The 23,757-nt window shown below is 64.1% G+C and carries 20 protein-coding genes; 12 read left to right on the plus strand and 8 right to left on the minus strand.

Features of this window, described 5'->3' with window-relative positions; genetic code table 11:
- Positions 1–9: 9 nt before the first annotated feature.
- Positions 10–1,050 carry an ABC transporter substrate-binding protein gene (locus tag EJ071_RS32720; protein ID WP_126101550.1) on the minus strand — a complete coding sequence of 347 codons (1,041 nt, stop codon included), beginning with the start codon at positions 1,048–1,050 and terminating at the stop codon, positions 10–12.
- Between the two features lie 233 nt (positions 1,051–1,283).
- Between EJ071_RS32720 and EJ071_RS32725 the strand changes: the two genes are divergently transcribed.
- Positions 1,284–1,985 carry a GntR family transcriptional regulator gene (locus tag EJ071_RS32725; protein WP_189521317.1) on the plus strand — a complete coding sequence of 234 codons (702 nt, stop codon included), beginning with the start codon at positions 1,284–1,286 and terminating at the stop codon, positions 1,983–1,985.
- A gap of 8 nt (positions 1,986–1,993) precedes the next feature.
- Here the strand turns inward: EJ071_RS32725 and EJ071_RS32730 are convergent, their stop codons facing one another.
- The 6 genes from EJ071_RS32730 to EJ071_RS32755 all read right to left on the minus strand — a co-directional run bounded on the left by EJ071_RS32730 (position 1,994) and on the right by EJ071_RS32755 (position 8,141).
- Entirely contained in the window at positions 1,994–3,022 is a 1,029-nt protein-coding gene (locus tag EJ071_RS32730; protein ID WP_245460054.1) for an ABC transporter ATP-binding protein, read from the minus strand.
- Positions 3,023–3,125: 103 nt separating this feature from the next.
- Positions 3,126–3,734, minus strand: coding sequence for a cupin domain-containing protein (locus EJ071_RS32735; protein ID WP_126101553.1), 609 nt, complete (start codon positions 3,732–3,734; stop codon positions 3,126–3,128).
- A 207-nt stretch (positions 3,735–3,941) separates the two neighbouring features.
- The gene (locus EJ071_RS32740) at positions 3,942–5,012 is read right to left on the minus strand and encodes an ABC transporter substrate-binding protein (protein WP_126101554.1); all 1,071 of its coding nucleotides are present in this window, start codon (positions 5,010–5,012) and stop codon (positions 3,942–3,944) included.
- Positions 5,013–5,040: 28 nt separating this feature from the next.
- Positions 5,041–5,862 carry an ABC transporter permease gene (locus EJ071_RS32745; RefSeq protein ID WP_126101555.1) on the minus strand — a complete coding sequence of 274 codons (822 nt, stop codon included), beginning with the start codon at positions 5,860–5,862 and terminating at the stop codon, positions 5,041–5,043.
- Positions 5,859–6,746: an ABC transporter permease gene (locus EJ071_RS32750; protein WP_126101556.1), complete on the minus strand. Its 888-nt coding sequence runs from the start codon at positions 6,744–6,746 to the stop codon at positions 5,859–5,861. Before EJ071_RS32750 ends, EJ071_RS32745 begins: the two co-directional genes overlap by 4 nt.
- Before the next feature lie 111 nt (positions 6,747–6,857).
- Positions 6,858–8,141, minus strand: coding sequence for an FAD-dependent oxidoreductase (locus tag EJ071_RS32755; RefSeq protein WP_126101557.1), 1,284 nt, complete (start codon positions 8,139–8,141; stop codon positions 6,858–6,860).
- A 444-nt stretch (positions 8,142–8,585) separates the two neighbouring features.
- Here EJ071_RS32755 and EJ071_RS32760 point away from each other — a divergent pair, with 444 nt between their 5' ends.
- The 5 genes from EJ071_RS32760 (at position 8,586) to EJ071_RS32780 (ending at position 14,010) form a co-directional block, all read left to right on the plus strand.
- Complete coding sequence (locus tag EJ071_RS32760; RefSeq protein ID WP_126101558.1) at positions 8,586–9,743, plus strand: fumarylacetoacetate hydrolase family protein; 1,158 nt, start codon at positions 8,586–8,588, stop codon at positions 9,741–9,743.
- A 275-nt stretch (positions 9,744–10,018) separates the two neighbouring features.
- On the plus strand, positions 10,019–10,951 hold the full coding sequence (locus EJ071_RS32765; RefSeq protein WP_126101559.1) for a substrate-binding domain-containing protein: 933 nt from the start codon (positions 10,019–10,021) through the stop codon (positions 10,949–10,951).
- 208 nt (positions 10,952–11,159) lie between these two features.
- Entirely contained in the window at positions 11,160–12,146 is a 987-nt protein-coding gene (locus tag EJ071_RS32770; protein ID WP_126101560.1) for an ABC transporter permease, read from the plus strand.
- A 3-nt stretch (positions 12,147–12,149) separates the two neighbouring features.
- Positions 12,150–12,944, plus strand: a complete 795-nt coding sequence (locus EJ071_RS32775) for an ATP-binding cassette domain-containing protein (RefSeq protein ID WP_126101561.1) — start codon at positions 12,150–12,152, stop codon at positions 12,942–12,944.
- A gap of 43 nt (positions 12,945–12,987) precedes the next feature.
- Positions 12,988–14,010: a LacI family DNA-binding transcriptional regulator gene (locus EJ071_RS32780; RefSeq protein ID WP_126101562.1), complete on the plus strand. Its 1,023-nt coding sequence runs from the start codon at positions 12,988–12,990 to the stop codon at positions 14,008–14,010.
- Between the two features lie 269 nt (positions 14,011–14,279).
- Here the strand turns inward: EJ071_RS32780 and EJ071_RS32785 are convergent, their stop codons facing one another.
- Positions 14,280–14,861 (minus strand): TetR/AcrR family transcriptional regulator, encoded by a 582-nt coding sequence (locus EJ071_RS32785; protein WP_126102814.1) that lies wholly within the window; start codon positions 14,859–14,861, stop codon positions 14,280–14,282.
- Between the two features lie 252 nt (positions 14,862–15,113).
- On the opposite strand from EJ071_RS32785, the gene EJ071_RS32790 reads away from it, so the two are divergent.
- The 6 genes from EJ071_RS32790 (at position 15,114) to EJ071_RS32815 (ending at position 23,698) form a co-directional block, all read left to right on the plus strand.
- Positions 15,114–15,353 carry a hypothetical protein gene (locus EJ071_RS32790; protein WP_126101563.1) on the plus strand — a complete coding sequence of 80 codons (240 nt, stop codon included), beginning with the start codon at positions 15,114–15,116 and terminating at the stop codon, positions 15,351–15,353.
- Positions 15,347–18,541 carry a multidrug efflux RND transporter permease subunit gene (locus EJ071_RS32795; protein WP_126101564.1) on the plus strand — a complete coding sequence of 1,065 codons (3,195 nt, stop codon included), beginning with the start codon at positions 15,347–15,349 and terminating at the stop codon, positions 18,539–18,541. Before EJ071_RS32790 ends, EJ071_RS32795 begins: the two co-directional genes overlap by 7 nt.
- Positions 18,542–18,555: 14 nt before the next feature.
- Positions 18,556–19,710 (plus strand): efflux RND transporter periplasmic adaptor subunit, encoded by a 1,155-nt coding sequence (locus EJ071_RS32800; protein ID WP_126101565.1) that lies wholly within the window; start codon positions 18,556–18,558, stop codon positions 19,708–19,710.
- A 157-nt stretch (positions 19,711–19,867) separates the two neighbouring features.
- Positions 19,868–20,572 carry a GntR family transcriptional regulator gene (locus EJ071_RS32805; RefSeq protein WP_126101566.1) on the plus strand — a complete coding sequence of 235 codons (705 nt, stop codon included), beginning with the start codon at positions 19,868–19,870 and terminating at the stop codon, positions 20,570–20,572.
- Positions 20,573–20,586: 14 nt separating this feature from the next.
- Complete coding sequence (locus tag EJ071_RS32810) at positions 20,587–21,690, plus strand: mandelate racemase/muconate lactonizing enzyme family protein (protein WP_126101567.1); 1,104 nt, start codon at positions 20,587–20,589, stop codon at positions 21,688–21,690.
- Positions 21,691–22,033: 343 nt separating this feature from the next.
- The gene (locus EJ071_RS32815; protein WP_126101568.1) at positions 22,034–23,698 is read left to right on the plus strand and encodes an ABC transporter substrate-binding protein; all 1,665 of its coding nucleotides are present in this window, start codon (positions 22,034–22,036) and stop codon (positions 23,696–23,698) included.
- The last annotated feature ends 59 nt before the right edge of the window (positions 23,699–23,757 follow it).

The raw sequence follows: 23,757 nt of genomic DNA on the forward strand, positions 1-23,757 counted from the left end.
ACAGGTTCATCATTGCTGGATCAGGTTGTTGAACTTCTCGGTCGCCTCGACGAGGTTGTCGCTCCAGAATGCGGGATCCTGCAACACCTGCTTCTTGACGTTTTCCGGTGCGGAATTGATGTCCTTGATGCGCTCCTGCGGGATCTTGCCGGTCTCGAAGGCCTTCTCGTTGGCCGGGCCGTTGTCGACATAGAGCGGCAGGTTGGCCTGGAGGTCGGGGCTGACGAACTTGGCCAGCGCCTTCATGGCGATATCCTTGTTCTTCGAGCCCTTCGGAATGACCATGCAGTCGGCGGTGAGCACGCCCTGGTCGAAGGAGAAGCTGACCGGTGCGCCTTCCTTCTTCAAGGTACCGGCGCGTCCGTTCCAGATGCTGGCCATATCGACCTCGCCGTCCTTGACGAGCTGCATGGCCTGCGCGCCGGACGTCCACCAGGCATCGATGTGACCGCGAACCTTGTCGACCGATTGCAGCGCGCCGTCGATGTCGACCGGATAGACCTTGTCGATCGGGAGCCCCTCGGCGAGCGCGGCGACGCTCAGCGTTTCCGTCGCCTGGCTGCCGGAAAGCGCGCGGCGGCCGGGGAATTTTTCCACGTCCCAGAAATCGGCCCAGCTCTTCGGTCCCTTGTCGCCGAAGACATCGGTGCGGTAGATCAGCACGACCGAGGTGTAGGAGATGCCCACCCAATCGTCATGGACGAGCTTGGGGTTGATGCCGCTCTTGTCGATGACGTTGTAATCGAGTTTCTCGAACAGGCCTTCCTTGGAGCCGCGCGCGCATTCGTCGGCGCCAAGCTCGGTGATGTCCCATTTGACTGCGTTGCCGGTGACCTGAAGGCGCACGTCGTCGAGGCCGTTGGTGGTGTCCTGCTTGATGGTGATGCCGAGCTCCTTGGCCGTAGGATCGAAGAAGGCCTTGGTCTGCGCCTCCTGATAGGTGCCGCCCCATGAGGCGACGGTGATGGTGTCGGCGGCCGATGCCGGAACGGCGACTGAGGCCAGCAGGCCGGCGGCGGCCAGGCCGCGCATGCAAATTGTCTTCGTCATTTTCGCTTCTCCAACCGGTGTTCCCGTTATCGTTGATTTGGTATGCGAATTTGTATACAATTTTGAGTGTAATTCGTGGGAAGCCGATGTCAACATGGGTCGTGCGGTTTTTAGCGGCGATGCACAAAGGCTCGGCCCGGAGCGTTTGCTCCTGTCGAAACGGCGCCTGGTTCAAGCAGGCGCTAAAAGGCACTAGACTGCGAATCCATAACTGACCGTTGGAGGCGGGACGTTTGAGCAAGGAACGGAAAAACACGCTGCGCGACTCGGTGTTCGAGAAGCTGAAGGCGATGATCATCACAGGCCAAATCCCGCCGGGCGGCCGCGTGACCGAAAGCGACATCGCCGAGCGCCTGAAGGTAAGCCGCACGCCGGTGCGCGAGGCCTTCAACCGGCTGGAACGCGACGGGCTGGTGATCGGGCGTCCGCGCCAGGGCTATGTGGTCGCCGAATTCAACATCAACATGTTCCGCGACGCCTTCGATATTCGCGAGCTGCTCGACGGGCGCGCGACCGAGCTTGCGGCGGCCAACGCGACCGCCGCCGACAAGGCGAGGCTGCGCGAGATGCTCGCCGAATGCGAACGGCTGGCGGCGATCCCCGACCGCAGCACGCGTGAGAAATTCGAGGAATTGCAGGTCGGCATCGACCTGCACCGGGTGATCGCCGAAATCAGCGGCAACGAGATGCTCTACGGGATGCTTTGCGGCATCCTCGACAAATGCCAGCAATATGTCTGGACGGAGCTTTTGTGGCTGGACGAGTGGAAGCTCACCCGCGAGGAGCATACCGGCATTGTTGACGCGATCTGTGCCGGTGATGTCACCCTTGCCGGCGAGCGCGCCCGTGCGCATGTGCGCGGCTCACGCGAGAACATCCTGCGCCTGCTGCAGGCCAAATCCGACTACCAGGGGTTTTTCGCCAAGGCGTCGTGACGGGGCCTTCAGCTCGATAGCATCGGGCAGTTGGCGCCGCGCCGCAGGCTTATATGCGCCACATCGCCGACGTTGAACTGAAAACCGTCGGCGCGGCGTGGAGCATCGATGACGATCGAAGTCCCCTGCCCCAGCTCGGCGTGGAGGCGCAGCGTGCGGCCGTGAAAGACGATGCCGCTCACCCGCGCCGGCGCGGTGCCTTCGGCGGCTTCGGTGGCCGCCAGCAGATCCTCCGGCCGAACGCCGATGGTGCGCGTATCGCCCGCCGCCGGCGTTTCGCCGCTGTCAGAGACTGCCTCCAATGGCAGCTGGCCGGCGGCGAAGCGCAAACGCTCGCCGTCGCGGCCGACAAAGCGCGACTGAAGAAGATTCATCGTGCCGATGAAGGACGCGACGAACTTCGTCGCGGGCCAATCGTAGAGCGTTGCCGGCGGCGCGATCTGCTCGATGCCGCCCTTGTTCATGACGACGATGCGGTCGGAGATCGATAGCGCCTCGGTCTGGTCGTGAGTGACCATGACGAAGGTGGTGCCGAGCCGCGATTGCAGCCGCTTCAGCTCCACCTGCATCTGCTCGCGCAGATGCGCGTCGAGCGCCGACAGCGGCTCATCGAGCAGGAGCACGCGCGGCTCGCAGACAATGGCGCGGGCAAGCGCCACGCGCTGGCGCTGGCCGCCGGAAAGCTCGAAGATACGGGCGCCGAGCTTGTCGGCAAGCCCCACCATGTCGAGCGCTTCGCCGACGCGGCGCGCCTGCTCGGTGCCGGACAGTTTGCGCAGCGACAGGCCGAAGCCGACGTTCGCCGCGACATCCATATGCGGGAACAACGCATAGTCCTGGAAGACGGTGTTGACCGGCCGGTCGAAGGGCCTCAGGCCGGTGATGTCGCGGCCTTCGAGCAGGACATTGCCGCTGGTCGGGCTCTCGAAGCCGGCGATGACGCGCAGGCTCGTCGTCTTGCCGCAGCCGGAGGGGCCGAGCAGGGTCAGAAACTCGCCAGCGGCAATATCGAGGTCGACGGTATCAAGACCGATCACGCCACCTGGAAAGACCTTTGAGACTTTCTGCAGCCGAACTAATGGTTCCCGCAATTCCGGACGGAAAACCGCTTCGCGCTTTTCCTGGAATTGCTCTGAGGCATCAGGCGCCATCGCGCACCTCGGACGGCTTTGTCGTGTTGACCCAGAGGATCTGGCAGCGCTCGGCGCCGGGATTGCGGAAGGCGTGCAGCAATGTGCTCTTGAAGGCAAAGCTGTCGCCGGCCTTCAGCACATAGGTCGTGGCATCCACCACCAGCTCGACCTCGCCCGTCATCACGAAGCCGAATTCGTGGCCGGCATGGGCGTAGGCTTCCGCCGTGCCGCCGCCGGCCTCGACCGTCACCAGCATGCCGGTGAGCGTCGCGGCGGGAGGCGACAGCAACGCCTTGGCGATGCCTTCCGACTTCACCGGGATCGAGCGCCGCTTGTCGGCGCGCACGCAATAGAGATCGTTGACCGCTTCGTTGCCGTCGGCGATCAGCGCCGACGGCTCGATGTCGAGGGCGGCGGCCAGCGGCCAGATCACCTTGACGCGCAGCGAGGACATGCCGCGTTCGATCTGGCTGAGCGCGCCGATGGAAATGCCGGCCTTGGCCGCGAGCTCGGCCAGCGACAGCTTGCGCTCTAACCTCAGCGCCCGCACGCGCCGGCCGACCCGGATGTCGGCATCGTCCTTCGGCCTTTCGGCTGTTTCGTCGACTATGTCCATACGTTGGTCCTCGTTCAGTCTCTTCACTGGCGCGGAGCAGCGCCGACAGGCTCCCCCTTCTCCCCTTGTGGGAGAAGGTGTCGCCGAAGGCGACGGATGAGGGGTGTTCCAGCTTGGCAGCGACGGCGATCCGTCACCCACCCCTCAACCGTCTCGGGCGCTGCGCGACTCCCCCTTCTCCCACAAGGGGAGAAGGGGGAGTCGCGCTCACCCGCCGGCCTTCACTTTCTCGAACATCTCGGCGACGTCGTCATTCTGCTTCATCGGGCCGGTGAAGATGGTGCTCTTCAGCATCACGTCCGGATCGGCCGGCAGCTGCAGCTTGTCCAGCTCGTCCTTCGACACGCCGGCGAAGGCGGTCGAGAGCGAGCTGCCATAGCCGTAGGACTGGATCAGATATTTGCCGGAATCGGCGTCGAGCCGGCTATTGATGAAGTCATAGGCGAGGTCGACGTTCTTGGCGTCCTTCAGCATGACGAAGCCGCACGCCCAGGTGAGCATGCCTTCCTTCGGCTTCATGAATTCGACCGGCACGCCCTGCTTCTTCAGCGAGGTGGCCGACGCATTCCAGGTCATGGCGGCGACAAGCTGGCCGCTTGCCAGCGCCTGCTCGACCGAGGTCATGTCGGTGGTGTAGCTCGACAGCAGCGGCCGCTGCTCGCGCAGCTTTTCCGCCACCTTGTCCATCTGCTCCGGCGTCATGTCGAAGGGGTTCACGCCTGCCAGCAGCGCCGCCACGATCGGCGTGTCGTGCACGGCGTCGATGGTCGCCATGCGGCCGGCATATTGCTTGTCCCAGAGAAGGTTCCAGCTCGCCTCGGGGTTCTTCACCAGATCGGTGCGGTAGAGGATCGAGGTGTTGCCCCAGTCCCACGGCACCATCCAGACCTTGCCGTCGCCGGCCTGCAGGTCGGGCAGGTTCTTGAACACCGGGAAGATCGAATCCCAGTTCTTGATGCGCTTGGTATCGATCGGCTGCAGCAGGCCTTCCTTGTTCCAGCGCGCCACCTTGTCATAGCAGGGATGCGCGATGTCCGGCCGGAAGCCGGCCTTGACCTTAGTGAAAGCGTCGTCGTCATCGCCGAAGATCGAGGCCTCGACGCCGTCAGGATGCGCGGCCAGGAAGCTCTTGTTGAAGTCCGGCAGTTCGTAGCCCGACCAGGTAAAGTATTGCAGCTTGTCGGCGGCCAACGCGACGGTCGACGACAGGGCCAAAGCCAATGCAGCAAGGCCGGCCCGGGCTTTGTGCCCGGCGATCGATTTCAGGTGGAATGTCATTTTCGTTCTCCTCTTTCTTTGTTGTGGTTCAGGCTGGATTGCGGCGCGCGGCGCCGAGACCGCGATGGCGCAGGATTTCGGCGAGCGCAGCGATGATGAAGGACACGGTGAGGATCGCCGTGCCGAGCGCCATCACGGTCGGCAGCGAGCGCGGGAAGCGCAGTTGGCTCCAGATGTAGAGCGGCAGCGTCGGCTGGGTGCCGGCGAGGAAGAAGACGACGATGAACTCGTCGAAGGAAGTGAGGAAGGCGAGCATGAAAGCCGACAGCACGGCCGGCGCGCTCAGCGGCAGCATGACGCGCCGGAATGTCGTCCAGTCGGAGGCGCCGAGGTCGAGTGCTGCCTCGCGGATGGTTTTGGGAATGGCTGCGAAGCGGCTGCGCATCACCACCACCGTCGTCGGCAGCGCCACCAGGATGTGGCCGAGCACGATCGCGATGCGCGATGGTCCGAGGCCGATGAGGTTGACCAGGATCAAGAGCGAAATGCCGACGATCACGCCGGGGATCAGGATCGGCAACCGAGCCGCGGCGCTGATCGTGGCCGCCAGCGGCGAGCGGCCATAAAGATCCATATAGGAGACGGTGATGCCGCAGAGCGTCGCGCCGGAGGCGGCGATGACGCCGATGACGAGGCTGTTGGCCAAAGCACCGGACAGCGCCGGATTGCCGTAGAGCGTCTCATACCAGCCAAGCGTAAAACCCTGCAGCGGAAACGCCGCCTGGATGGAGTCGTTGAAGGAAAACAGCGGGATCAAAAGGATCGGCAGATAGAGGAACACCAGATAGGCAAGCACATAAAGGCCGAGCCAGCGGCCGCCTGCATTTGCCTCTTTGCGCGCCACGCTCATGTGCGGCTGCCAAATCTGCGGTCGGCGCCGCGCACGAGCAGAACCACGCACAGGATGACCAGCATGACGCAGACCGAGAGTGCCGCGCCGAACGGCCAGTTATTGGCCTTGCCGAATTGCGACTGGATCAGCGTGCCGATCATGGTGCTGGCCGGGCCGCCGACCATGGCCGGCGTGACATAGTCGCCGACGGTCGGCACGAAGACGACGAGGGCCGCAGCCAGAACGCCGGGCATCGAATTGGGCAGCACGACGCGGCGGAACGACGTGAAGGGCCGCGCGCCGAGATCGGAGGCGGCTTCGAGCAGCGATTTCGGGATCGTGTCCAGCGCCACATAGATCGGCAGGATGGCGAAAGGCGCGTAGGCGTGGGCGAGCGTCACCACCACGGCGGCCGGCGTGTTGAGGAAAGCGAGCGTCGGTTCCGACCAGAGCCCGCTTTCGATGAAGGCCGAATTCAGCACGCCGTTATAGGCGAGCACGATCTTCCAGGCGAAGACGCGCAAAAGGTAGCTGGTCCAGAACGGCAGCGTCACCAGGAAAAGCAGCAGGTTGCGCCGCCGCCCGGCATGGAAGGCGAGATAGTAGGCGACCGGATAGGCGGTGACGACGGTCGCCAGCGTCACCAGGCCGGCGATGACCAGTGAGCGCAACGTCACCGTCCAATAGAGCGGGTCGGTGGCCACGGTGACGAAGTTTTCCGCCGTCAGGCCGGCGCCGAGCAGCGAGCCGTCATTGCTCCTGAAGGCGAGGAAAATCACCAGGCCGAGCGCGAACAGGATCAGGAAGAAGGTGACCAACCCGCCCGGCAGCAGCATGGCGAAGCGGAAGACCGGCGAAATGCGGGTTTCCGGCGATGGCCGCGCTGCAACGATGCTCGACATCCTATTGCCTATCGGGGGCTGCCCATCGGATTTTTGAAATCGGCTAATGCTTTTTCATATTTATGAAACTGTCAAGCTGAATCGTTTGTGCGCTGCAATGCCGGCGAAAGCTCAGCGTTCGAACGCGTCGAGCATCCGGTACCAGGCGATAGTGGCGGCGACGCCGATCTGACGGAAAGCATGGAACGGGATCGGCCGGATCGGCGACAGCGGGAACGGCAACTGCCTGACATCACCGCTCGCCAGATAGCTTGCCATCCGCTTGCCCAGCGCGCTCATCAGGCCGACACCCCTACCCTGGCAGCCGACCACGGCGAGCAGGCCCTTTTCCGGCTCATGCAGGTGCGGCAGGTGGTCCGGCGTCATCGCCACACGGCCGAACCAGCGCTTTTCGATGGCGATGCCGGCAAGCGCCGGGTAGAGCCGGATGAGCGCGCGCTCGAGATGCGCCCAGTCCGAAGCGCTGGAAGGCAGCGCCATGCGGCCGCGACCGCCGAGCACCAGCCGGCCGTCCGCGCTCTTGCGGTAATAGACGAGGATACGGCGCGAATCCGAGACGGCCTGGCCGCCCGCCAGGATGCTCGCGGCGAGCTCTGCCGGCAGCGGCGCGGTGGCGATCTGGAAGGAATGCAACGGCACGATCGTCTGCGCAAGGCCAGGCAGCAAGTCATCCGTATAGGCATTGGCGGCGAGCACGACGGACTTGGCGCGCAGTTCGGCGCCGCCTTGCGTTGAAACTCGCCAGAGGCCGGTTTCCTTGCTGAGCTTCACCACCCTTTGCTGCTCGGCGATCTTCACGCCGGCGCTTGCGGCGACGCGCGCCAATTCCATCGTGTAGGACAGCGGATCGATGACGCCAGCGCGGCGGTCGAGCCAGCCGCCGAGATAGCCCTTGGCCCCGGTCATCGCCGCGATCTCGGTCTGGTCGAGCAGCTTGACGTCGGCGCCGCGTGTTCGCCATTGGCGATCTCGGTTCGCTGCCGCGATCAAAGCGGTTTCGGTATGCGCGGCCTGGATCCAGCCGTTACGTGTGAACGGCACCGCGAGCTTCTCGTCGCGGATCAGGTCGAACACGGCATCAGCCGTCGAGGCGGCGAAGTCGACCAGGGCCTCGCCGCGCTCCTTGCCGAAATGCCCGATCAGCCATTCCGGATCGTATTTGAGGCCTGGAATGACCTGGCCGCCGTTGAGGCCGGAAGCGCCCTGCCCGACTGCTGCGGCCTCCAGCACCTGGACCGAACGACCGGCGCGGGCCGCATGCAAGGCGGTCGACAGGCCCATGATGCCGGCGCCGACAATGATCGCGTCTAGCGTGCCGCCGGACGAAAGCTCGGGCTTGAACGCCGTGGCCGTTTTGGGCTTCTGCCAGATCGGATCGGAAAAGGCTGCGGACAAGTGGTCACCCTCGCGCTGGAACTTCGTGAAAATCCTATTGTCGATTTCATGGATTTGAAAGTGCGTTTCGATTTCGTCGTTTGGGGCACGGGGAACTCGATCAGGGGTCCAGCGGTCGCCAATCACGTGCTCGCCGACAGCCAATCGCCAAGGCCGGCGCTGCCCCTCATCCGCCTGCCGGCACCTTCTCCCCGTGAAAAACGGGGAGAAGGGAAGCGCTCCAGCGCTGGCGACCCCTCTCCCCGTTCTTCACGGGGAGAGGGTAAGGGTGAGGGGCAGCGCAGACATCGGCGATCTGCCTCGACCAAAGGGACAAGGCATCAATCGGGGTGGACCTTTGGGAAGAATTTGTTGAGATTGCCCCCGAAGAACGGCGGGCTCGCGATCACACTGACCGTGAGCGGAATGCTGAAAGCCGATCAGCCGACTAAGAGGACCGACACCATGACCGACCCGACCCGCCTCCCTGCCGACGGCCTGTTCATTGGCCGTGCCAGGACCAGCGATGCTTCCCACCCGCTGGTGGTCACGGTGCGTGACGGCGAGGTGATCGACATCACCTCAAGCGCGGCGCCCACGGTGCGCGATCTCTGCGAGATGAAGGACCCTGCCGGCCACGTGCGCTCGGCCAAGGGTAAGGCGATCGGGTCGCTCGCCGATATCGCCGCGAACAGCTTCGAGGCCGGACGCGATGCGAAGAAGCCCATCCTGCTCTCCCCTGTCGACCTGCAGGCGGTGAAGGCCTCTGGCGTCACCTTCGTCGTCAGCCTGCTCGAGCGCGTCATCGAGGAGCAGGCGCGCGGCTCGGCCGAGAAGGCGGACGCCATCCGCGCCGATATCGCCGGGCTGATCGGTCATGACCTCTCCAAGCTGAAGCCCGGCTCGCCGGAAGCGATGGAGATCAAGGCCAAGCTGATCCAGCGCGGCGCCTGGTCGCAATATCTGGAAGTGGGCATCGGGCCGGATGCCGAGATCTTCACCAAATGCCAGCCGATGGCCTCCGTGGGCTTCGGCGCCGATGTCGGGCTGCACCCGGTCTCGACCTGGAACAATCCGGAGCCGGAGATCGCCATGGTCGCCGACAGCAGCGGCCGCATCGTCGGCGCCACCCTCGGCAACGACGTCAATCTGCGCGATGTCGAGGGGCGCTCGGCGCTGCTGCTGGGCAAAGCCAAGGACAACAACGCTTCCGCCTCGCTCGGACCGTTCATCCGGCTCTTCGACGAGACCTTTTCCATTGCCGACGTCAAGCGCGCCACGGTGCGGCTCAGCGTCGAGGGCGAGGACGGGTTTTCGCTGGAGGGCGCGAGTTCGATGGCCGAGATCAGCCGCTCGCCGGAAGAATTGGTCAAGGCCGCGATGGGACCGCACCACCAGTATCCGGACGGGCTGGCGCTCTATCTCGGCACCATGTTCGTCCCGTCGAAGGACCGTGGCGAGAAGGGCAAGGGTTTTACGCACAAGGTCGGCGACATCGTCACCATCTCGTCCGAAAAACTCGGCGCGCTGGTCAACCGGGTGCGGCTCTCGCCCGATTGCCCGCACTGGACGTACGGCGCCAGCCATCTGATGCGCGACCTCGCCAAGGCCGGCCTGATCTAGCAGCGGATCACAGCGGCCATATGCTTGTGATCATCACGACAGGCTGATGGAGCGCAATGGCGGGGTTTGCGGCAAAATATCATCGCAACTGATGCAATCTGATGGGTTCGTTGATGGCGTGTGGACCTGTGCCAACATCCATTGGCGATGGAGGCTTGCCATCGGCCCAAAAAGGGAATGCTCTTAACATTCCGGTCGGCGCTGGCAGGAGATGCGGTTCTCGGGCCGCATCGCGCTCGATGTGGAGGAGAGTTTTCAACATGGGAGGAAATCGAATGCTTTCGAGGCTGAGACTGCTCGTGCTTGGCTTGATCGCGGCACTCGCCATTCCGGCGATGGCCGAGGCCAAGACGTTCTACTGGATTTCGCATGGCGGGCCGGCCGATCCGGTCTGGACCTACTTCCTCGCCGGCGCCAAGCAATGGGCGACCGACACCGGCAACAAGGTGAACACCTCGTTCCACAATGGCGACGTCGCCTCGCAGCAGGAGGCCGTCCGCGCCGCCATCTCGGCCAAGGCCGACGGCATCGTCACCACCAGCCCCGATCCGGGCAGCCTCGTCGAGATCGTCAAGGAGGCCCGCGCGGCCAACATCCCGATCATCAACTTCAACACGCCCGATCCAAAAGCCAACTTCAATGCCTATGTCGGCGGCGACAACGTCACCTTCGGCAAGCACTGGGCACAATATCTGGTCGACAAGGGCCTGGTGAAGAAGGGCGACTTCGTATGGATGCCGGTCGAGGTTCCCGGCGCCACCTATGGCGTCCAGGAAGAGGAAGGCATCAAGAGCGTGTTCGAGCCGGCGGGCATCACCTATGAGGTGACCGAAGCGACGCTCGACCAGGCCGAAGTGATCAACCGCATGGTCGACTACCTCACCGCGCATAAGGGTAAGGTGAAGGCCATCATCGGTCTCGGCGATCTCGTCACCGGCTCGATCAAGCGCGTGTTCGATCAGGTCGGCGTCAAGCCGGGCGAAATCCCGGTCGTCGGCTGGGGCAACTCGCTCGACACCACCCAGGAAGTGCTGAACGGCTACGTCAACGCCGCGCAGTGGCAGGACCCCCAGGCGACCAGCTATGTGGCGCTCTCGCTCGCCAACATGGCTGCCGCCGGCATTCCTCCGGGCTTCAACGTCATCACCGGCGCGCTCTATGAAAAGGACACAGCCGGCGTCTACGACAAGATCCTGTCCGGCAAGTAATCCGCGACCAATGGCCGTGACCGCTCCGGCGGCCACGGCCATTCCTTTCGCCGAGCCTGCGGCCGCGCGGGCTTCAGCTAAAGCGCGTCGCGTCGAAACGGATTCGAGCGACGCGCTTTAAGTCTTTGTTTTTATGCATGTCGTTTTTCCCAAAACCGCTACACACTTTTGGGCGACATGCATTAAGTTCACTCACGTCGCGGGCTCAATGGAAAACCGTTCCTTCATCCAAAGTTTCATCGCACGGCCGGAATTCGGGCCGCTGGTGCTGCTCGTCGTCGAGCTCGTCGTCTTCTGGGGCATCAATCCCGACTTCCTGTCGCCGCAGAACATCTCCAACATCCTGGCCTTCACCGTCGAGCTTGGCCTGATCGCGCTGGCGATGACCTTGCTGATGACATCGGGCGAGTTCGACCTTTCGGTCGGCTCGCTGTTCGGCTTCTCGCCGGTGCTGATGTGGACGCTGTTCAACGGCGGCGTCACCTCGCTGGAAATGGGTTTCCTGATCGCGCTGGTGGTCGCGGCCTTCATCGGCCTGGTCAATGGCTGGTTCGTGACCCGGCTCAAGATCCCGTCCTTCCTGGTCACGCTCGGCATGCTTTTGGTGGTGCGCGGCACCGCGCTCTTTGTCACCGACGGCTTTCCGCAGCGCACCTGGAGCGCCGAAGGCAGCTTGCTGGCGGACATACTGGTCGGCGATTTCTACATCGGGCCGTTCCGCATCTACGCCTCGCTGTTCTGGTTCATCGGAGCTGCGATCGTGCTCGGCTATGTGCTGACGCAGAGCCGCACCGGGAACTGGATCCAGGCGGCGGGAGGCAATCCAAATGCGGCGCGGGCGCGCGGCGTCAACGTCAACCGCGTCAAGGTCGGTCTTTTCGTCCTGTCGGCGGTGATGGCCTCGCTCGCCGGCGTCATCTCCTCGCTGCGCACTTCGGCCGCCAACCCCAACAGCGGCACCGGCTACGAGCTGGAAGTCATCGCCATGGTGGTGATCGGCGGCACGGCGCTGACCGGCGGGCGCGGCACCATCATCGGCACGGTGCTCGGCATCCTGATCCTGCGCGTCATGCGCAACGGCATCGTGCTGATCGGCGTGCCAGGGCTCGCCTACAACATCTTCATCGGCGCGATCATCCTCGGCATGATGGCGCTGCATTCATGGCTCGAACGCCGGCACCAGGCAGGGACGTGACCCATGGCCGAACCGCTCATCCGCATGACGAACATCCGCAAGTCCTACGGGCGCGTGCAGGCGCTGGTGGATGCCAATTTCCATGTCAATGAAAGGGAGATCGTCGGGCTGCTCGGCGACAACGGCGCCGGCAAGTCGACGCTGATCAAGGTGCTGTCGGGCGCGGTGCCGCTGACCAGCGGCGACATCTTCGTGCGCGGCAAGAAGGTGGATTTCCGCAGCACCAGCGACGCCATCGCTGAAGGCATCGAGACCATCTACCAGGACTCCGCACTCGTCACGCAGCTGTCGATCGCCCGCAACCTGTTCCTCGGGCGCGAGCCGATCAAGCCGCCGCGCTTTTTGAATCGCATGGACCAGGAAGCGATGAATGTTGTGGCGCGCGACCTGCTCAAGCAGGTCGGCATCTCGAAGAACATCCCGCCGACGACGCCGATCGGCTCGCTGTCGGGCGGCGAGCGGCAAGCGGTGGCGATCGCGCGCGCCATGCATTTCGACAGCGACCTGATCATCCTCGACGAGCCGACCAACAATCTCGGCGTCGCCGAGACGCAAGGCGTGCTGAGCTTCGTGCGCAGCGCCCGCGATTCCGGCCACTCCTGCATCTTCATCGCCCACAACATCCACCACGTCTTCCAGGTGGTCGACCGCATCGTGGTGATGCGGCGCGGCAAGGTGGTGGCCGACGACATCGATCCGAAAAAGACAACCGTCGCCGAGGTCGAGCGGATCATCACCGGCATGTCGGACAAGGAAATCCGCGACGCGATTTCCGACGGCCCGCGGCCGCATGGCTGATCGGGCCTGAGACGGGCTCGGATCCCATCCTATGGCTGGAGCCATGAAAGCCACCGTTGCCGACATCGCCAGGAGCTGCGGCCTGTCGACCGCGACGGTCGACAGGGTGCTCAACAACCGTCCAGGAGCGAGCGCGGCCAACCGGCAGCGCGTCATGGAGGCGGCCAAGCAACTCGGCTACCTGCCGACGCTCGACCAGGTCGTGCTGCCGTCCAAGCCGGCGCATCTGGAATTCTTTCTGCCGATCGGCAGCAATGCCTTCATGGCCGATCTCGCGCATCATATCGAGGACTATGCCGCGCGGCTGCCGCTGGTCGCCTCCTGCCGCATCCACAACCTTGCCGGCATCTCGCCGGGCGCTCTGCAGACCGCGGTCGAGAACCTTTCTCTCAAAGCGAATGGCGTCGGCGTCATCGCCGTCGACCATCCGCGCACGCGCAACATTTTGCGCGAGCTGGTCGAGGCCGGAATCCGGCTGGTCACGCTGGTCTCGGATGTGCCGGCCGCCCCGCGCTCGGCCTATGTCGGCATCGACAACCGGGTCGCCGGGCGCACGGCGGCGCTGCTGATGGGCCGCTTCCTCGGCGGCCGGACCGGACATCTGGCGATGGTGGTCGGCTCGCGTTCCTATCGCGGCCATGAGGAGCGCGAGATGGGTTTTCGGTCGGTGCTCGCCGAAGAGTTCCCCAACCTCACCGTCTCCAGCGCGGTCGAGATCAATGACGAGCCGGATGCCAGCTACCGCGCGACCATCAAGGCGCTGCACAACGAGCCGGAACTTCTCGGCATCTATTGCGTCGGCGCCGGACGCTCGGGCGTGGCGAAGGCGTTGCTTGAAGCCAGGCCGCGGCGGAAGCCGGTGTTCATCTGCCACGACCTGACCAAGGAAACGCGCCGCTATCTCGTCGACGATCTCGCTGATGTCGTCATCGACCAGAATGCGCGGCTGATCGCCGAGCAAGCGGTGATCCGCCTGCTCGGCTCGATCGCCTCATCGGCGCCGTACCTGACGAAGAAATTCATCGAGCCGCGACTGATATTCAAGGAAAACGTGCCGGTTCAATGAGTTAGCGCGCCGAAAGAGGGCGGCTTTTTCCTGATTTGTCGGAGGATTGGCGGATGGTGCGGCAATTCTGCACACCAGCTATGCACGTTTCGTAGTTGCCGAATCGTTGGGCAAATCGTAAATGTTGCGGTGTCGGATGTCTTCCTCCTCCCAGACACCGGCGAGGAATGCGGTACACCTCCTCCCGTGCCGTATTCGAAATCGAGCCCGCTGCCTCCTCCTCCCGGCAGCGGGCTTTTCTTTGCCCGCACCGAATTCGGACGCCAAAGTCAGCGCACCCTGAACGACGCGATCAGGCTTTCGGCCATACGCACGAATTGCGCACTCGGGCCTTCGGCGCCAACGCTTTGCATACTCACACGCGCGCCTTCGAGCAGCAGCGACAGCGTGTCGGCGAGCAGCTCGGCTTGGCCGATGCCGGCATCGCGGCAAAGCGCAACGAGCTTTTCGCGCTGGGCTTCCTTCAGTTCCTTGATGACGCGCCTTGCCGGGTGATCGGTCTCGCTGAGCTCGACGGCGGCATTGGCCATGTCGCAGCCGCGACAGTCGGCGCTGAGCATTTCCGAGGCCTTGTGGACCCAGGCATGCAACTGGGCGAGCTTGTCGCCGGGATGCTGAGCCTCAAACTCGTCCCACACCTTTGATGCCTTCGCCGCCGTGGCGCGCAGGCATTCGATGATCAGCTCATCCTTGGATTCGAAGTGACGATAGAGCGTCATCTTGTTGGTGCCGGCAGCCTCGGTGATGGCGTCGACGCCAACACCCTTGATGCCGTGCTTGTGGAACATGTCCTGCGCCGTTTCCAGGATCCGATCCCGGGGGCGGGAACGCTCCGCGACGCCGTCAGTCATCATGCTCTCCTTTCGTCGTTTCCAAAAAAACCGAGGTCACCTCTTGACTAGGGTGTTACCGGTCTGTAACTTTTATATGTTACTTACTGGTAACACCTATATCACTCCCCGTCAAACGACAAGGCCCACCGATAGCCCTGCCAGAGTGAGTTAGGACAGAAAACCTGCCTGTCATGCGGCTTCGGCCGGTGAATTAGAGAAGAAAACGGTCCGTGATCATCCGATGCGGGCCGCAAGCAAGGAGCTACTCCTATGCAAAAGCGCAAAGACCTGACGATCGACGAGGCCATCCGGGATCCGATGATCCGGCTGGCGATGAAGGCGGACGGGATCGACCCTAAGGCCTTCGAACGGATGCTGCGCTCGCGCGCGGCAGAACAGGCGCCGGACGACGAGGGCCTGCCATCCTTCCTGCAGGACTCCGGCTCCGGCCGGGCCCGGCGCCTGCGCCACTTCGCAAAGCCGTTCGGCGAGGCATCCGCGTCATGGTAAACTTCTTCATCCACCGTCCGATCTTCGCGTCGGCGATCGCCATCATCATGGTGCTCGCCGGCGCTATCGCCTATTTCCTGCTGCCGGTCTCGCAATTTCCCGACATCACGCCCCCGCAAGTCGTGGTCAGCGCCCACTATCCCGGCGCCAGCGCGCAAGTCGTGGCCGATACGGTCACCACGCCGCTCGAGCAGCAGATCAACGGCGTGCAAGGCATGACCTACATGTCGTCGACGAGCTCGAATGACGGCTCCTCGACCATCACCATCACCTTCGATGTCGGTTATCCGCTGAGCACGGCGGCCGTCGACGTGCAGAACCGCGTCTCGCAGGCCGCGTCCTCCCTCCCGGCCATCGTCAACCAGGGCGGCGTGACGATCAAGAAGCAGAACCCCAATTTCGTCCTTATCGTTGATCTCACCTCGCCTGACGGCTCGGTCGATCCGGTGGCGCTGAGCAACCTCGCCTATCTGCAGGTCGTCGATCCGCTGAAGCGGCTACCCGGCGTCGGTGACGTGCAGATCTTCGGCGAACGCCGCTATTCGATGCGCGTCTGGCTCGACCCGGACAAACTGGCCAATCTCGGCATCACCGCCGTCGACGTGCAGAACGCCATCTCGGAACAGAACGTCCAGGTGGCGGCAGGCAAGATCGGCCAGTCCCCGGCGCCTGCCGGCACCGCCTTCGAGATGCAGGTCAACGCGGTCGGCCGCCTCAGCGACCCGAAGGAATTCGGCGACATCGTCGTGCGCGCCAATTCACAGAACGGCTCGCTTGTCAGGCTTCGCGATGTCGCCCGCATCGAGCTCGGCGCGCTGCAATATTCCTCCTCCGCCTTCTTCGGCAAGGACCCGACCGTGGTGCTCGCCGTCTATCAGATGCCCGGCTCCAACGCGCTCGACCTGCAGCAGCGGGTCAAGGACAAGATGCAGGAGCTGTCGGCGCGCTTTCCAAAGGGCGTCCACTACGCCATGCATTACGACACGACGCGCTTCGTCTCGGCCTCGATGCATGACGTGCTGATCACGCTCGGCGAAGCGCTGGTGCTGGTCGTGGCGGTGGTGTTCATCTTCCTGCAGAGCTGGCGCACCACCATCATCCCGACCATCGCCATCCCGGTGTCGCTGATCGCGACGCTGGCGATCATGTACATGCTGGGCTTCTCGCTCAACATGCTGTCGCTGCTCGGCATGGTGCTGGCGATCGGCCTCGTCGTCGACGACGCCATTGTCGTGGTCGAGAATGTCGAGCGACAGCTCGAGGCCGGCCTCAAGCCGCTTGCGGCGACGCGCGCCGCGATGGCCGAGGTGACGGGACCGATCATCGCCACCACCGCGGTGCTCGCGGCGGTGTTCATCCCTGTCGCCTTCATCCCTGGCGTCTCCGGACGGCTCTACAACCAGTTCGCGCTCACCGTTGCGATCTCGGTCGGCATCTCGGCCTTCAACTCACTGACGCTGAGCCCGGCGCTCAGCGCCGCCTTCCTGCGCCATCGCGGCGAGACGCAGTTCGTGCTGTTCCGCTGGTTCAACGCCGGCTTCGACTGGCTGTCGCATGCCTATGCCCATGGCGTGCGCATCCTGATCCGGCTGCGCTGGGCCATGCTCGGCCTGTTCGCGGCGGGCCTGGTCGCCACCTATTTCGTCTGGCAGAAGCTGCCCTCGACCTTCCTCCCCGTCGAGGACCAGGGCTATTTCTTCGTCGTCATCCAGTTGCCCGACGGCGCTTCGCTGGAGCGCACCGACGCGGTGGCGCAGAAGGCGCGCGACATCCTGCAGAACACGCCCGGCGTCGACATCGTCGGCTCGATCAGCGGCCTGAACTTCCTGACCAGCGCCGCGCAGTCTAACTCGGCGGTGGAGTTTGCCATCCTGAAGCCGTGGGACGAACGCGGGCCCGACCAGAACGCCTCGAAGCTGGTCGAGCAGGTGCGCGGCAAGCTGCTGCAGCTACCGGAGGCCTTCGCGCTGTCCTTCGATCCGCCCTCGATCCCGGGCCTCGGCACCACCGGCGGCTTCGAGTTCCAGGTGGAAGACCTTTCGGGCCGCGGCAGTGCCGCGCTGAACGAGGTGACCCAGGCGCTGATCGCCGAGGCACGCAAGCAGCCCGAGCTCAACCCGCAGCAGCTGTTCTCGTCCTTCTCGACCTCGACGCCGCAGTTCAACTACGACCTCGACCGCAGCAAGGCGAAGCTTCTCGGCCTCAACCTGCCCGACGTGTTCAACACGCTGCAGATCTATCTCGGCTCGCTCTACGTCAACGACTTCAACCTGTTCGGCCGCACCTTCCGGGTGACCATCCAGGCCGACAAGGACGCGCGTGCCGACGCGACCGACATATCGCGGCTCTATGTGCGCAACGCGTCGGGCGGCATGGTGCCGCTGAGCACGCTGGGCAAGCTGGTGCCGATCGTCGGCCCCGAGACCGTGCCGCATTACAACAACAATGCGTCCGCGCTCATCAATGGCGGCGCCGCTCCGGGCTTCTCGTCCGGACAGGCGGTGGCGGCGATGGAGCGGGCGGCGGCGAACGTGCTGCCGCGCGACTTCGGCTATGAGTGGACCGGCATCACCTACCAGGAGCTCAAGGCCGGCTCGATCGCCTCTGTTGTCTTTGGGCTGGCGATCGTCTTCGTCTTCCTGATCCTGGCGGCGCAGTATGAAAGCTGGGCGATGCCCTTCATGGTGCTGCTCGCCGTGCCGCTCGCATTGTTCGGCGCCTTCGTCGTGCTTTTGCTGCGCGGCATGCAGATCGACGTCTACTCGCAGATCGGCTTTGTCATGCTGATCGGCCTGGCGGCGAAGAACGCGATTCTGATCGTCGAGTTCGCTAGGCGACGGCGCGAGGAAGGCCTGACCATCGTCGAGGCGGCGATGGAAGCCGCGCGGCTGAGGCTGCGGCCGATCCTGATGACGGCCTTTGCCTTCATCCTCGGCGTGCTGCCGCTGATGTTCGCGACCGGCGCGGGTGCCGCCAGCCGGCAGTCGATCGGCACCACCGTCTTCGGCGGCATGGTGGCGGCGACCATCCTGTCGCTGGTCTTCGTGCCGGTCTTCTACGCAGTCATCGAGCAGCTGCGCGAGCGCGGCGGCGAGACCGAGCCTGTCGCGGGTCATCAGTATGCCCCGCACCAACAAGAGATTGAACCGACCGCCGAGCCCGTGCGGCTCGCCGATGCGGCCGAATAGGATGGAGAGACTTCATGCGTAAATGGAAAATCGCTTTGGGAACGGCCGTCGCGCTGGGCGCGATTTCGGTGGCAAGTGTCCACCTGCTCGACATGGGCAATCTCAGCCTCAACGCCAGCACGGCGGGCGCTGCACCTGCGCCCAAGGCCTTCGTCATGCCGGTGCCGGTGGTGAACGTCGTCAAGAAGACGCTGCCGATCTATCTCGACTACGCCGCGCGCGTCGAGCCGATCCGCAGCATCACGCTGCAGGCGCGCGTGCCGGGCTATCTGCAGGAGCAGACGGCGCAGGACGGCAGCGACGTAAAGCAGGGCGACCTGCTCTACAGGATCGCGACCGAGGACTATCAGGCAGCGCTTGACCAGGCGAAGGCGCTGGTCGAGCGCGATACCGCGACGCTCGACTATGCGCGCTCCAATCTCGGCCGCGGCAGCGAGCTCGCCAAGAGCGGCTATCTCGCCAAGGACAGCTTCGACCAGCGCACCAGCACCTTGCGCGGGGCGGAGGCGGCGCTGTTGCTCGACAAGGCGGCGGTGCGGACCGCCGAGCTCAATCTCGGCTATGCCGAAATCAAGGCGCCCTTCCCCGGCCGCATCGGACGCAACCAGGCCTCGGTCGGCACGCTGGTCAGCGTCGCCGGCACCGTGCTCAACACGTTGGTGCAGCTCGACCCGATCTACGTCACCTTCAATCCGAGCGAGACCGACCTGGTCCAGATCGAGGAAGCGAAAGCAGCCGGTCCGATCGCGGTCGACGTGCTGTTGCCTGGCGAGACCGAGCCCAGCCAGAAGGGCCAGCTCACCTTCATCGACAACACGATCGACCATTCGACCGGCACGATCACGGCGCGGGCCACAATCGGCAATGCCAAGTTCAGGCTGCTGCCCGGCCAGTATGTCCGCGTGCGGCTGCATGTGAAGGAACAGCCCAACACGCTGATGGTGCCGCAGGTGGCGCTCGGCTCCAGCCAGCTCGGCAAGTATGTTTATGTTCTCGGCAAGGGCAACACGGTCGACCAGAAGCTGGTCTCGCTCGGGCCGACCGAGGGCGACCTGATCTCCGTGACCTCTGGCATCTCCGAGAGCGACCAGGTGATCACGGGCAATCTGCAGAAGATCGGACCCGGAATGCCGGTTTCTCCCTTGCCGCAACCGAAACCGGCCAGCTGATAACCCCCATCAGTCCCGGTCCGACGGCGCCCTCGGCCCCCACGCCGGGGGCGCCGTTTTCTTTGTGCGTCGCAATCTGAAAAAATTGATCTCCATCCTCTTGTTAGATTGTCGACAATCTGTTTCTCTTGCAACCGGTTCATCCGGAGTGGAATGCATGGCGAAGCTGGATTTCAGTCCGATCGCGGATACGACGCGCAGGGCGGAGATCGTCGCGCTGCTCAGGCGCGCCATCCTGACCGGCCAGTTGGAACCCGGGCAGAAGCTCAACGAGCTCAGGATTTCCGAGCAGATGCGGGTCAGCCGCGCGCCGCTGCGCGAGGCGATGCGCGAGCTGGTGCAGGAAGGCATCCTGACCAGCGTCCCCTATGCCGGGACCTTCGTCATCGAAGTCACCGCCAAGGACATCGTCGACGCCTATTCACTCAACAAGGTGCTCGACGACTTCGCCATCGAGCTCACCTGGCCGCAGCGCGACCAGCGCTTCTTCGATGAGCTCGACCGCCGCCACGAGGCGGTGAAACAGGCAACGCGTTCGCTCGACACCACGCGCCAGATCGAGACTGCGCTGCAACTGCACGGGCTGGTCTACGAATGGGCCGACAATTCGGTGCTGCTGGAGACCTGGCAGCGGCTGACCAGCCGGCTGCAGATGTATTTCGCGCTGCATCAGCGGGCGCGCAATGAGCCGGTGCCGGCCGAGGACCTGCACGAAACCTATGTGGCGCTGCTCAAGGGCGCGGACATGCGCGCCGCACAGCGCCATGCGCGCGAGCATATCGACGACGATTTCGAAGAGCTTCTTGCCTACGCGCGCGGCCTTGAAGAGCGGGCCTCGAAGGCCGCTGAACGACGTCGCTAACAACGGACACAAACGTGAAGATCAAGAGCATAAAAGCCTACCATGTCGTGCAGCCCTTCGTGGACGGCCCCTACCGCATGTCCAAGGGGCGCGTCGCCGATTGCTTCGACGCGGTGATCGTCGCCATCACCTCGGACAGTAGCGTGACCGGCTGGGGCGAGATGGCGCCGCTCGGCAATTTCTACTCGGCCGCGTTTCCGGCGGGAACGCGCGCGGGCGTGCCGGAGATCGCGCCGCATCTCATCGGCCACGATCCGCGCGGGCTGGCCGGCATCGGCAGGCTGATGGACACGGTGTTCAAGGGCCATCCCTACGTGAAGGCCGCGCTCGACATGGCCTGCTGGGATCTGGCGGCGCGCGCCGCGGCTGTGCCGCTGGTGACGATGCTCGGCGGCCGCGAGAGCGAGACGGCGGAGCTCTACCGGGTCGTCACCCACGGCACGGTCGACCAGATGGCCGCACTTGCCAAGCGCATCGTCGCTGAAGGCTACCGCCGGCTGCAGGTCAAGGTCGGCGGCAATGTGCGCGACGACATCGAGCGGGTGACCGCGGTGGCCTCGGCCGTGCCGAAAGGCACGGTGATCTTCTGCGACGCCAATGCCGGCTGGACGCCCTACCAGGCGCGACAGTTCGCCGATGCAACGCGCGGCATCGACTACACGTTCGAACAGCCCTGCACGACGATCGACGAAAACATGTCGGTGCGCCGCATGCTCGACAAGCCGATGGTGCTGGATGAATCCGTCACCTCGCTGCAGGAGATGCTGGAAATCCACCGACGCGGCGCGGCCGACGGGGTGACGCTGAAGATCTCGCGGTTGGGCGGCGTGACGCAGACCCGGTTGATCCGTGACGTTGCCGTCGATCTCGGTTTCATGATCACGGTCGAGGATACCGGCGGCGCCGAGATCGACACCGCCGCCATGGCGCATCTGTCGCTGTCGACGCCGGAGGAGCGCCGGCTGCACGCGATCGCCTTCCACGAATGGGTAACGGTGCGTACGGCCTCCAACAAGCCGCCGGTGACAGGCAGCCGCATGGGCATTCCCGAGGGGCCCGGCCTCGGCATCGATGTCGACCCGGATTTGCTCGGCAAGCCTTTCTTCGAGATCGGCTGAGATGAGGATCCAGCGCATCACGGCAACGCCGATCAACCACAGGCTGGAAGCGCCATACGTATGGGTGTCAGGCGAGATCGACAGCTTCTCGCCGACCTGAAAGGAGGCGAAAGTACCGAATGAAAAAGCGGCCGCGATTTCGATCCGACCGCAAGACCGAACAGGGTATGCATCAAGAAAATCTGACCTTCCCGCTTCAAGGAGCGGATGGACCCGACCAAACCGCATGCTAGAGTTCGATCGACTGAAATTGTTGACGATGGCCGGGACAGGAGAACTCCACGGAATTCGTCAACCGGAATGCACTCGCCAACTACAAGAACTGGGGAAAGGGTTTAGACCCATGAGCAAGAACCATCGCATTCTCGATCTCATCCGGCGCAACCGCACGCCGCTCGAAAATCACCTCATCGACGGCCTCATCGACGGCCGCGTCAGCCGCCGCGACTTCGTCCGCCACGGCAGTCTGCTCGGCCTGTCGCTGCCGCTGCTCGGCCGCATCGGCATGGCGGCGGGCTTCGGCGCCGCGCCCTCGCTTGCCCGCGCCGCGGGCGCGCCCGGCGCCACCATCCGCGTCGGCAGCAACGTGCCGTCCGCCGCGATCGACCCTGTCACCATCGCGGACGCCGGCGGTCTGCTCGTGCTGCAGCAGGTTGCCGAATTCCTCTGCATCGACGGGCCGGACCTGGTGCTGAAGCCGGCGCTGGCCGAAAGCTGGAAGCCGAATGCCGACGGCACGGTGTGGACCTTCACGCTGCGCAAGGGTGTGAAATTCCACTCGGGCGGCGAGATGAAGGCCGACGACGTGGTGGCCAGCATCGACCGGCTTGCCGATCCCGCCAATTCCTCCAACGCACTGTCGGTGTTCACCGGCATCCTGCAGAAGGGCAACTCCAAGAAGGTCGACGACTATACGGTCGAATTCCATCTCGACGCGCCGAATGGCAACTTCCCCTACATGTTGTCGTCCGACAACTACAACGCCGTCATTATCCCGGCGAGCTACAAGGGCGGCTACGAGCAGAGCTTCGACGGCACCGGGCCGTTCAAGCTGGAGAAATACACGCCCAAGGTCGGCGCGTCCTTCGTGCGCAACGACGACTACTGGGGCGAGAAGGCGCTGCCGGATCGCACCGAGTTCACCTTCTTCTCCGACATGCAGGCACAGATCCTGGCGCTGCAGGGCGGGCAGATCGACATCATCAACCAGATGCCGGTGCTGGCCGGCGTCGCCATCCTCAACGATCCGAATTTCGACGTGATCAGCTTAAAATCGTCCGCGCACCAGCAGTTGCATATGCACTGCGACGAGGGCCCGACGAAGGACGCTCGCGTGCGCCGCGCCATCGCGCTCTGCCTCGACCGCGAGAAACTTGCCGCCGGTCTGATGAAGGGACGTTCGGCGCTCGGCAATGACAGCCCGTTCGCCGCCGTCTACCCTTCGACCGATACCAGCGTGCCGCAGCGCAAGCAGGATATCGCCCAGGCCAAGCAGCTGATGGAAGCGGCAGGCGCCGGCAAGGGCTTCAAGATGACGCTCACCACCGAGCGCTATCTGGAGATCCCCGAATACGCCCAGCTCATCCAGAACTGGGTCAAGGAAATCGGCATCGAGCTCGAGCTCAACATTCTCGACCAGGGCGCCTATTATGGCGATGCCGTGTTCGGCAAGTCGAACTGGCTGGATTCGGCGATGGGCATCACCGACTACGGCCACCGCGGCGTGCCCAACGTCTATCTCGCGGCACCCTTGAAGAGCGACGGCACATGGAACGCCGCGCACTTCAAGAACAAGGACTACGACCAGCTTGCGGCAAGCTATATCGCGGCCCTCGACCTCGAGGCGCAGAAGGCCGACGCCGGCAAGATCCAGAAGCTGCTGCTCGAGGAAACGCCTGTGATCTTCGGCTATTTCTACGACTATCTGACGGCGACGGCGAAAGGCGTGGCGGGCGTGCAGCCCACCGCCATGTCGCAGCTGTTCCTCGATAAGGCCTCGAAGGCCTGACGCGAGCGACTAGCTTATCCCTGACGGCCGGCCCTCCACGGAGAGCCGGCCCCAATAGG

The organism is Mesorhizobium sp. M1B.F.Ca.ET.045.04.1.1, assembly GCF_003952465.1.
Taxonomy (GTDB): Bacteria; Pseudomonadota; Alphaproteobacteria; order Rhizobiales; family Rhizobiaceae; genus Mesorhizobium; species Mesorhizobium shonense.